The organism is Bacillus sp. R86525 (genome assembly GCF_042466195.1).
Taxonomy (GTDB): Bacteria; Bacillota; Bacilli; order Bacillales; family Bacillaceae_G; genus Bacillus_A; species Bacillus_A nitratireducens.
Map to the genome: position 1 here is coordinate 1,566,402 of NZ_JAXHPX010000007.1, position 11,049 is coordinate 1,577,450.

Consider the following 11,049-nt stretch of genomic DNA (forward strand, 5'->3'; position numbering starts at 1 on the left):
CATGCTTTTTTATGTTATTTTAATTAAAAGGAGCCGCTTTGTTATGAGAGAACCATTTAAATATGTGGACGGTATACTGTATTTACAAGCGTGGAAAGAACTTGGAAACATTACTGTTGGATTTACGACAAAAGATGGTGGAGTAAGTACAGGCTCCTTTCATGCGATGAATTTAGGATTACATGTGAATGATATCGTGGAGAATGTTCATGAAAATAGACGCATTTTAGCGAATAAGTTACAAAAACCATTAGAAAAATGGATTTGCTCTGAACAAGTTCATGACCATCATGTTGAGAAAGTAGGATTGCAAGAAAAAGGGAAAGGCGTTTATTCATATGAAGACGGTATTCCAAAAACGGATGGCATTTATACGACGAACAAAGATGTTCTCTTAACATCTTGTTACGCTGATTGTGTTCCGCTCTATTTTTATGCACCATCACATGATATGATAGGACTTGCACATGCTGGGTGGAAAGGGACTGTAACAGAGATTGCGAAAGAAATGATTCAAAAGTGGAATGCAGAAGGTGTTTCAAGTGATGAAATTCATGTCGCAATTGGGCCGGCAATCGGATCATGTTGTTATGTTGTTGATGATCGTGTATTAACAGCAGCACAGCAAGTAGTAAACGGACCTGTTCCTTATAAAGTAATTTCTGATGGTCAGTATGCAATTAATTTAAAAGAAGTTAATCGTATATTATGTGTACAAGCAGGTATAAAAGAAGAACATATTGTAATGTCATCTCTTTGTACAAGCTGTGAAGAACAATTATTTTTCTCACATCGTCGTGATCAAGGTAAGACGGGGAGAATGTTGAGTTTCATAGGTTTTAAGGGGGAGTGAAGCAAGTGACAGTGCAAGTGAATTTAGCAGCTGTAAACGAAGCAATTAAGGAATCTTGTGCACGAGCTGGACGTTCGATGAAAGATATTAAGCTCGTTGCAGTTACAAAAACTGTAGGAATTGAAAAAACAAGCGAAGTAATTGAAGCTGGAATTATTGATTTAGGTGAAAATAGAAATGAAGGTTTCTTACAAAAATACGAGCATTTCGGTTCAAAAGTGAAGTGGCATTTTATTGGCTCATTGCAAACGAGAAAAGTAAAAGAAATCATTAATGAGATTGATTATTTACATTCATTAGATCGCCTTTCGCTTGCAAAAGAAATTCAAAAACGCGCTGAAAAGAAAATTAAATGCTTTATTCAAGTGAAAACATCATCAGAAGAATCAAAGCAAGGATTAGCGATAGAAGAAGCAATTCCATTTATTCAAAGTTTGCAAGAATTGGATAAGATTGAAGTGGTTGGACTAATGACGATGGCGCCTTTTACAGCAGAAGAGGAAGACATTCGTCGCTGCTTTAAGGAATTGCGTATGCTACAAACAGAGGTGCAAGAGCTAGAATTATTACATGCACCATGTAAAGAATTATCAATGGGAATGTCAAATGATTACACGATTGCAATTGAGGAAGGCGCTACATATATTCGTCTGGGAACGGTTTTAGTAGGAAAAGCGTAAGAGGAAGGAGAAAGTTATTATGAGTTGGTCAAAAGTAAAATACTTCTTTTTTGACACACCGGAAGAAAAAGAAGCAGCTCAATATAGTTATGAAAAGGAGCAAACAGACATGAAAAAACAACAAGACCCCCCTGAAAAACAAGATGTTCCGTTTGCCAAAGTGCAACCGAAGCAAAATGTAGTGAGTATTGAAACAGCGAAGCAATCTTCAAAAGTTGTTTTGCTAGAACCACGCACATATTCGGAAGCACAAGGTATTTCGGATCACTTAAAAGGTAGACGAGCTGTTGTAATTAATTTACAAAGAATGTCTACAGATCAAGCTGTACGTATCGTTGACTTTTTAAGTGGTACTGTATACGCTATAGGCGGGGATATTCAAAAGATAGGCCCAAAAACATTTATGTGTACACCTGAAAATGTAGATATTGTTGGTGCAATTTCAGAGTTGTTCGGTGAAGAAGAAGAAACAAATATAAAGAGGTGGTAATACGCCATGGGAACAGTTTTAACAGTTTTACTTTATGCTATCGAGATTTACTCGTGGGCACTTATTATTTATATTCTCCTATCATGGTTTCCTGGTGCAAAGGAATCAACTTTTGGAGAGTTTCTTGCACGTATTTGTGAACCGTATTTAGAACCATTTCGCAGGTTTATTCCGCCGCTTGGTATGATTGACATCTCTCCAATCGTTGCGATTCTTGCGTTAAAGCTTGCTACAAATGGTTTAGTAAGTTTATTCCGCTATTTCTTATAATAAGAGGTTACTTACATGAGCATCTACGAGCATTTTAGACCTGATGAAGAGGTCTTTGTGGATAAAGTATTAGAGTGGAAACAGGCGGCTGAGTATCATCAAGTCAAGTTAACAGATTTTCTTGATCCAAGACAGCAACAAATTGTCTCTATGGTAATAGGGCAAGGAGAGGTTGCTGTATGCTTTGATGGTGCGATGCCTGAATCTGAACGAAAAAGAGCACTAATTTATCCAGACTATCTAGAATTAAATGAAGAGGAATTTCAAGTAGAAGTATTAGAAATTGACTATCCTTCCAAATTTTACACGCTAGAACACAGGCAAATATTAGGTGCATTTATGTCACTTGGTTTAACGAGAGAAAAATGTGGTGATATTTTGCTTCAAGAAAATCGTGCCCAAATTGCAGTTGCAAAAGAAGTTGTATCTTATATTGAAATGAACTTACAATCAATAGGGAAAGTGAAAATATCTCTCACGCCTGTACAAGCAGAACAAATTTTGTGTGTAGGTGAAAAGTGGGGAGAAAAATCTGGAACAGTTTCATCACTTCGTCTAGATGTTTTGCTAGCTGAAATGCTACATATATCCAGGCAGAAAGTACAGCCTCTTATAAAAGGTGGCTTAGTAAAAGTCAATTGGAAAACAGTAGAGCAAACTGCGTATGAATGTTTTCCAGGAGATGTATTCTCGGTTAGAGGATACGGAAGAAGTAAAATATTTTCTGTAGAAGGTAAAACGAAGCGCGACAAATGGAGAATTTTGTATGGTATACTAAAATGATTGGTTTTTTAGAAGGAAATCCTCCTATTTTGTCGAAGAAAAGATATAATTGAAAGAGGAAATTTAGATAACTACTTGGAGGTGGCGTTGTGCCGTTAACACCATTAGATATTCATAACAAAGAATTTGGTCGCGGATTCCGTGGCTATGATGAAGATCAAGTAAATGAGTTTCTTGATCAAATCATCAAAGATTATGAATTAGTCATTCGTGAGAAAAAAGCTTTAGAAGAAAAAGTTGCGCAATTAGAAGGGAAATTAGATCATTTCTCTAATATTGAAGATACGTTAAACAAATCTATCGTCGTTGCACAAGAAGCAGCGGAAGAAGTAAAACGTAATGCGCAAAAAGAAGCAAAATTAATCGTACGTGAAGCTGAAAAGAATGCAGACCGTATTATTAACGAAGCGTTAGTAAAATCAAGAAAAGTTGCTTTTGATATTGAAGAGCTAAAGAAACAAGCGAAAGTATTCCGCACTCGTTTCCGTATGTTATTAGAAACACAGCTTGAAATGTTAAACAACGATGATTGGGATAAACTAATTGAGTTAGAAGACGAAGTGGATGAACTGTTGAAGAAAGAAGAAACAGTGTAAGCTTGACGTTTTTCTCATTATTACATATAATTTTAAACAACATATTTATTAAGAAAAACGAAGATAGGGATAAGTACCTTTTTCATACCTTATATAGCGAACTGAGGATGGTGTAAGCTCAGGATAAGGAGATGATGGGAATATCACCCTGGAGTTCCGCGCTGAACAAATAGAGTAAGCGTAGGCGTATATTCGCGTTAAGAATATAAAGAGGATTGTATACATACGTATAGGATCTACTAGGGTGGTACCGCGGGAGACTTTCTCGTCCCTTTTTGGGATGAGAAGGTCTCTTTTTTATTCCGTTTTTTAAGTGTTTCTTTTATACATGTAAGGAGGAATTGAGCATGGAGTACAAAAATACATTACTAATGCCAAAAACAGAGTTCCCAATGCGTGGGAATTTACCAAAACGTGAGCCTGCAATGCAAGAACAGTGGGCTGAAATGAATATTTATGAAAAGGTACAAGAACATACGAAAGGTCGTCCTTTATTTGTACTGCATGATGGACCTCCATATGCGAATGGTGACATTCATATGGGACATGCATTAAATAAAGTGTTAAAAGACTTTATTGTTCGTTATAAATCAATGACGGGTTACTGCGCACCATATGTACCAGGTTGGGATACACACGGTTTACCAATTGAGCAAGCTTTAACAAATAAAGGTGTAAAGCGTAAAGAAATGACAGTTGCTGAGTTCCGTAAGTTATGTGCAGAGTATGCATATGAACAAGTAGAACGTCAACGTGAACAATTTAAGCGTTTAGGTGTACGTGCAGATTGGGATAATCCATATATTACTTTAGAGCCAGCTTATGAAGCACAACAAATTAAAGTGTTTGGTGACATGGCGAAAAAAGGTTATATCTATAAAGGACAGAAACCAGTTTACTGGTCTCCAACAAGTGAATCAGCTTTAGCAGAAGCTGAAATTGAATATCAAGATAAAAAATCAGCATCTATTTACGTAGCATTCCCTGTAAAAGACGGAAAGAACGTATTAGAAGGTGATGAGAAATACATTATCTGGACAACAACGCCTTGGACGTTACCTGCAAACTTAGGTATTTCTGTTCACCCAGAACTTGAATATGCTATTGTAAAAGTAAATGATGAGAAATATATCATCGCTTCTGAACTATTTGAGACAGTTGCAAAAACGTTAGAGTGGGAAAATGCTGAAGTGGTGAAAACGGTAAAAGGTAGCGAACTTGAGTATACAGTTGCAAAACATCCATTCTACGATCGTGACTCATTAGTTATGCTAGGAGAGCACGTAACAACAGATGCAGGTACAGGTTGTGTTCATACAGCACCAGGACACGGGGAAGATGACTTCGTTGTTGGTAAAAAGTATGGCTTAGAAGTACTTTGCCCAGTTGATGATAAAGGTGTATTAACAAATGAAGCACCTGGATTTGAAGGCTTATTCTATGATAAAGCTAACAAGCCAATTACAGAAAAATTAGAAGAAGTAGGCGCGTTACTGAAACTAACATTCATTACGCATTCATACCCACATGATTGGAGAACGAAAAAACCAATTATTTTCCGTGCGACAGCACAGTGGTTTGCATCTATTGAAGCGTTCCGTAAAGAGTTATTAGAAGCTGTTGCGGAAACAAAATGGGTACCAGCATGGGGAGAAACTCGCCTTCATAATATGGTTCGTGACCGTGGTGACTGGTGTATTTCTCGTCAGCGTGCATGGGGTGTGCCAATTCCTGTATTCTATGCAGAAAATGGTGATCCAATTATTACAGATGAAACAATTAACCATGTAGCAGATTTATTCCGTGAGCACGGTTCTAACGTATGGTTCGAGCGTGAAGCGAAAGATTTATTACCAGAAGGATTTACACATACAGGTAGCCCAAATGGTGAATTCCGTAAAGAAACAGACATCATGGATGTATGGTTCGATTCAGGTTCTTCTCACCAAGCGGTATTAGAAGAGCGCGAAGACTTACAACGTCCAGCTGATTTATATTTAGAAGGATCTGACCAGTATCGTGGTTGGTTTAACTCTTCATTATCAACAGCAGTTGCTGTAACTGGTAAAGCTCCATATAAAGGCGTACTAAGCCATGGTTTCGTACTAGATGGTGAAGGACGTAAAATGAGTAAGTCGATTGGAAACATCGTCGTACCGAAGAAAATTATGGATCAATTAGGCGGAGACATTTTACGCTTATGGGTATCTTCTGTTGACTATCAATCTGATGTACGTATCTCAGATGATATTTTAAAACAAGTAGCAGAAGTGTATCGTAAAATCCGTAATACATTCCGTTTCTTATTAGGAAACTTAGATGACTTTAATCCAAGTGAAAATACAGTAGCGGTAGCTGAACTTCGTGAAGTAGATCGTTACATGTTAGTGAAGTTAAATGACTTAATTACAAAAGTAAAAGATGCATATGAAACATATGACTTTGCTGCTGTATATCATGCAATTCACAACTTCTGTACAATTGATCTAAGTTCATTCTACTTAGACTTTGCAAAAGACATTTTATACATTGAAGGTGCAGATCACGCGGATCGTCGTGCAATTCAAACTGTATTATATGATGTTCTTGTTGCATTAACGAAACTTGTAACGCCAATCTTACCTCATACAGCTGATGAAGTATGGCCATATGTTCCTGGTGCAGAAGAAGAAAGCGTACAGTTAACTAATATGCCAGAAGCTACAGAAGTAGAAGGTTCAGAAGCGTTAAGAGCAAAATGGGATGCATTTATGACATTACGTGATGACGTTTTAAAAGCGTTAGAAGTAGCTCGTAATGAGAAAGTAATTGGTAAGTCATTAAATGCGAGCATTACGCTATATCCGACTGCAGAAATGAAGGCTATGTTAGAGTCTATTAGCGAAGACTTAAAGCAATTATTCATCGTTTCTGAGTATAAACTTGGTGGTACAATTGAAGAAGCGCCAACAGAAGCACCAAAGTATGAGCATACAGCTGTAGTTGTAGCACAGGCGACAGGTGAGACGTGTGAACGTTGTTGGGTTGTTTCAGAAACAATTGGTAAAGATGCAGAACATGAAACATTATGTGAGCGTTGTGCAACAGTTGTTAAAGAAAACTATGTAAAATAATAAAAAACTGATTGCGCGCAAGTGCAGTCAGTTTTTTTGTTTTTTTTTCGTTGATGATATATTAAAATAATTTTCACTCTCTTTCCTATGAAGGAAAAATGTGTGTGAGGTAAGCGTGAGAATTTCGGACACACTAATTGTACATTGCAGCTGGGAGGAATGTACACGTGAATGAAATGTATATGGAAATAAAAGAAGAATTGCAATTGATGAGAAAAGAATTGCAAGAGAGACTAGCTAAAGAAGTCATGCACAAATATGATACAGAGTTCAGCCAAGAACTTGGATATGAAATAAAGGAAGAGATAAAGAAAAAATTGCTATTACATGATATAAAAGAGGATTTAAAAGATGTAGAACGTGCATTGTTTAAAATGGAAATAGATATGTACGGTATTTGTGAAGAAACTGGGAGAGCAATTTCTACAAAACAAATGAAAACAATGCCGACTGCCCGTACGATTCATGAATTTTTCTATGAAAAGGTAAATGTATGAATACGCACAACGATATTATGTTACCTTTTTTTAATTTATTTTATTCTTCTATAAAGGTTCATTGTGAAAAGGTAGCAGCTATGCTAAAATTTTGAGGTACACTGTCTTTGTGGGGGAAATGAAAATGATATATTATGTAATAGCGTTATTTGTCATTGCCATCGATCAAATATCGAAGTGGCTAATTGTAAAGAACATGGAATTGGGTACAAGCATTCCGATTATCGATAATGTATTATACATAACATCACATCGAAATAGAGGAGCTGCCTGGGGTATTTTAGAAAATAAAATGTGGTTCTTCTACATTATTACAGTCGTTTTCGTAGCGTTTATCGTATTTTATATGAAAAAGTATGCGAAAACAGACAAGCTTCTAGGTATTTCATTAGGTCTAATTTTAGGCGGAGCAATTGGCAATTTTATTGATCGTGTATTTAGACAAGAAGTAGTGGATTTCATTCACGTGTATATTTTCTCGTACAACTATCCAGTATTCAATATAGCTGACTCAGCATTGTGTATTGGCGTTGTATTAATTATTATTCAAACAGTATTAGAAGGAAAGAAAACGAAGGAGTAATTGAATGAGTGAAGTAGTACAAGTAACAGTTGCAGAAGAACAAAAAAGTGAGCGAATTGATAAATTCGTTGCAGAAATAAACAGTGAATGGTCACGTTCACAAGTACAACAATGGATTAAAGATGATGTTGTTACAGTTAATGGAAAGTCAGTTAAAGTGAATTATAAAGTAAAAGGAAATGATGAAATTACAGTAACAATTCCTGACCCAGAAGAGTTAGATATTCAACCAGAAGATATGAATTTAGAAATTTATTATGAAGATGCAGATGTACTCGTTGTAAATAAGCCACGTGGTATGGTTGTGCATCCGGCACCAGGACACACAAGCGGTACGCTTGTAAACGGACTTATGCATCATTGTACAGACCTATCAGGTATTAACGGTGTAATGCGTCCTGGTATCGTGCATCGTATTGATAAAGATACATCTGGACTATTAATGGTTGCTAAAAATGATATGGCGCACGAATCACTTGTAAATCAACTTGTAGCAAAAACAGTAACAAGACGCTACAAAGCGATTGTACACGGTGTAATTCCACATGATAAAGGAACGATCGATGCGCCAATTGGTCGCGATAAGAAAGAACGTCAAAGCATGACAGTTGATGAAAATGGTAAGAATGCTGTTACGCACTTCCAAGTGTTAGAACGCTTTAAAGATTTTACACTTGTAGAATGTCGCTTAGAAACGGGACGTACGCACCAAATTCGTGTTCATATGAAATATATTGGCTATCCACTTGCAGGAGATCCGAAGTATGGTCCGAAGAAAACATTAGACATGAATGGACAAGCACTTCACGCAGGCATTTTAGGGTTTGACCATCCTCGTACTGGTGAATATATTCAGTTTGAGGCACCGATTCCAGAAGTGTTTGAAGACGCATTAAATATTTTACGGAAATAGTATTGACAAATCATAAGAAAACTGAGATACTGACAACAGTTAAATAATGATCCTTTAACACAGCCCCGTGAGGTTGAGAAGGTAACGGTTTGAAATACATAGGGTATGCTGTACCCTTTTTTCAAAAGTCCTCTCGCACACGCTGAGAGGACTTTTTTTATACCATTACTCTCACGCAAGAAAAAAGCTTGGAGGTGTAGAGCATGCAAGAGAAAGCTGTCGTTTTAGATGACCAAATGATTCGCCGCGCTTTAACACGAATTAGTCATGAAATCGTGGAACGAAATAAAGGTGTCGATAATTGTGTTCTTGTCGGAATTAAAACTCGTGGAATTTTTATTGCACAACGTTTGGCAGAACGAATTGGTCAAATTGAAGGAAAAGAAATGGAAGTTGGAGAGCTGGATATTACGTTATATCGTGATGATCTAACACTACAATCGAAAAATGAAGAACCACTTGTAAAAGGTTCTGATATCCCTGTAGATATTACGAAGAAAAAAGTTATCCTTGTGGATGATGTATTATATACAGGAAGAACAGTTCGAGCAGCAATGGATGCTCTTATGGATTTAGGTAGACCATCACAAATCCAACTGGCGGTTCTTGTTGATAGAGGTCATCGTGAACTACCAATTCGCGCTGATTATGTAGGAAAGAACATTCCTACATCAAGTGAAGAGCGTATCGAAGTTGATTTGCAAGAGACAGATCAACAAGATCGAGTAAGCATATACGATAAGTAAAGCCCTTTTAAATGTAGTCCTGTGAGGCTGCCAAAGGGTCTTGGCTTTCATATGTCAAATTTGGCATACGAAAGTGTAGGACTCTTTGTGCACAGGCACAAAGAGTTTTTTTATTGCAAAGATTTAAACTGAAGGAGGATGTAACAATGGAACAAAAGCCAGTGTTAGACGTTAATGAAGTACCGAAACCGGGAAAATGGTTATTTTTAAGTATACAACATTTGTTCGCGATGTTTGGATCAACAGTGCTTGTTCCGTTTTTAACAGGATTGAATCCGTCAGTAGCATTAATATCAAGTGGATTAGGAACGCTAGCGTTTCTTCTTATAACGAAAGGTCAAGTACCTGCCTATCTAGGATCATCATTCGCCTTTATCGCACCGATTATAACAGCGAAAACAGCAGGTGGACCTGGAGCAGCAATGCTCGGTGGTTTGTTTGCAGGACTTGTGTACATCTTAATCTCACTCGGAATTAAGAAGTCAGGATCAGAGTGGATTATGAAATTACTTCCGCCAATCGTAGTTGGTCCAGTCGTAATGGTAATCGGTCTAGCTTTAGCGCATACAGCAGTTAATATGGCGATGAACGGTGCAGATGGCAAGTATAGCATGACACACTTTTCAGTAGCATTAGTAACATTAGCAATTACAATTATCTGCTCTATATTCGGAAGAGGATTTTTCAGTATAATACCAGTACTGCTTGGCATCGTCGGCGGATATATCTTCGCTTACTTCCAAGGGCTAGTAGACTTAAAGCCGGTAGCTGAGGCAAAATGGTTTGTTGTACCAGATTTCACAGTACCATTTGTAACATATACTCCGGAGTTTTCGTGGAAGATTGTACTCTTGATGGTACCAGTTGCACTAGTAACAATTTCAGAGCATATCGGACATCAAATTGTACTTGGAAATGTTATTAAAAGAGATTTAATTGAAAAACCAGGTTTACATCGCTCAATCTTCGGTGATGGAGTAGCAACATTAATCGCATCACTAATAGGTGGACCACCGAATACAACGTACGGTGAAAACATCGGTGTGCTAGCAATTACGAGAGCATACAGTGTATACTTATTCATCGGTTCAGCAGTGTTCGCAATCATGTTTGGATTTATCGGGAAAATTTCAGCGCTGATTCATTCGATTCCAACACCGGTTATGGGTGGTGTATCAATCTTACTATTCGGTGTAATCGCATCAAGCGGATTACGCATGATGGTAGATGATAAAACAGACTTAAGTGACAAACGAAACTTAATGATTGCATCAGTAATACTAGTAATCGGTATTGGTGGAGCGGTACTCCACGTAGGAGAATCGTTCCAAGTAGAAGGAATGGCACTAGCAGCAATTGTAGGCGTACTGTTAAATCTACTACTACCGGAAACGAAACAAATAAAACAATCTAAGCAGATTGCTTCATAATAATAACCTTTTAATTCAGTCCTGTGAGACCGGAAAGGGTGGCTTCTTCCTTGCACCCTAGTCTCACATGACTAGGGTATTTTTATGCAGATGTT

At 37.3% G+C, this 11,049-nt stretch carries 12 protein-coding genes and 1 other annotated feature; all 12 genes read left to right on the top strand.

Going from position 1 to position 11,049, the window contains the following annotated elements:
• The first annotated feature begins 43 nt into the window (after positions 1–43).
• A complete protein-coding gene (gene pgeF, locus SJY24_RS10775; protein WP_377864618.1) occupies positions 44–853 on the top strand; it encodes a peptidoglycan editing factor PgeF in 810 nt (269 codons plus the stop codon).
• Positions 854–858: 5 nt separating this feature from the next.
• A complete protein-coding gene (locus SJY24_RS10780) occupies positions 859–1,533 on the top strand; it encodes a YggS family pyridoxal phosphate-dependent enzyme (RefSeq protein ID WP_377867235.1) in 675 nt (224 codons plus the stop codon).
• A gap of 19 nt (positions 1,534–1,552) precedes the next feature.
• Positions 1,553–2,023, top strand: coding sequence for a cell division protein SepF (locus tag SJY24_RS10785; protein WP_098498909.1), 471 nt, complete (start codon positions 1,553–1,555; stop codon positions 2,021–2,023).
• 6 nt (positions 2,024–2,029) lie between these two features.
• Positions 2,030–2,293: a YggT family protein gene (locus tag SJY24_RS10790; RefSeq protein WP_097830920.1), complete on the top strand. Its 264-nt coding sequence runs from the start codon at positions 2,030–2,032 to the stop codon at positions 2,291–2,293.
• A gap of 15 nt (positions 2,294–2,308) precedes the next feature.
• The gene (locus SJY24_RS10795) at positions 2,309–3,076 is read left to right on the top strand and encodes a YlmH family RNA-binding protein (protein WP_377864619.1); all 768 of its coding nucleotides are present in this window, start codon (positions 2,309–2,311) and stop codon (positions 3,074–3,076) included.
• An 89-nt stretch (positions 3,077–3,165) separates the two neighbouring features.
• A complete protein-coding gene (gene divIVA / locus SJY24_RS10800; RefSeq protein WP_001131611.1) occupies positions 3,166–3,672 on the top strand; it encodes a septum site-determining protein DivIVA in 507 nt (168 codons plus the stop codon).
• 51 nt (positions 3,673–3,723) lie between these two features.
• Positions 3,724–3,948, top strand: a binding site (T-box leader).
• A gap of 71 nt (positions 3,949–4,019) precedes the next feature.
• Positions 4,020–6,785, top strand: a complete 2,766-nt coding sequence (gene ileS2, locus SJY24_RS10805) for an isoleucine--tRNA ligase (protein WP_044737812.1) — start codon at positions 4,020–4,022, stop codon at positions 6,783–6,785.
• A 167-nt stretch (positions 6,786–6,952) separates the two neighbouring features.
• Positions 6,953–7,282, top strand: a complete 330-nt coding sequence (locus SJY24_RS10810) for a TraR/DksA C4-type zinc finger protein (protein WP_001004662.1) — start codon at positions 6,953–6,955, stop codon at positions 7,280–7,282.
• A 124-nt stretch (positions 7,283–7,406) separates the two neighbouring features.
• Positions 7,407–7,865: a lipoprotein signal peptidase LspA gene (gene lspA / locus SJY24_RS10815; protein WP_000642178.1), complete on the top strand. Its 459-nt coding sequence runs from the start codon at positions 7,407–7,409 to the stop codon at positions 7,863–7,865.
• 4 nt (positions 7,866–7,869) lie between these two features.
• Positions 7,870–8,778, top strand: a complete 909-nt coding sequence (locus tag SJY24_RS10820) for an RluA family pseudouridine synthase (protein WP_000005850.1) — start codon at positions 7,870–7,872, stop codon at positions 8,776–8,778.
• A 203-nt stretch (positions 8,779–8,981) separates the two neighbouring features.
• A complete protein-coding gene (pyrR, locus tag SJY24_RS10825; RefSeq protein ID WP_001156490.1) occupies positions 8,982–9,524 on the top strand; it encodes a bifunctional pyrimidine operon transcriptional regulator/uracil phosphoribosyltransferase in 543 nt (180 codons plus the stop codon).
• Between the two features lie 146 nt (positions 9,525–9,670).
• The gene (uraA, locus tag SJY24_RS10830; protein ID WP_377864620.1) at positions 9,671–10,954 is read left to right on the top strand and encodes a uracil permease; all 1,284 of its coding nucleotides are present in this window, start codon (positions 9,671–9,673) and stop codon (positions 10,952–10,954) included.
• Positions 10,955–11,049: the final 95 nt, after the last annotated feature.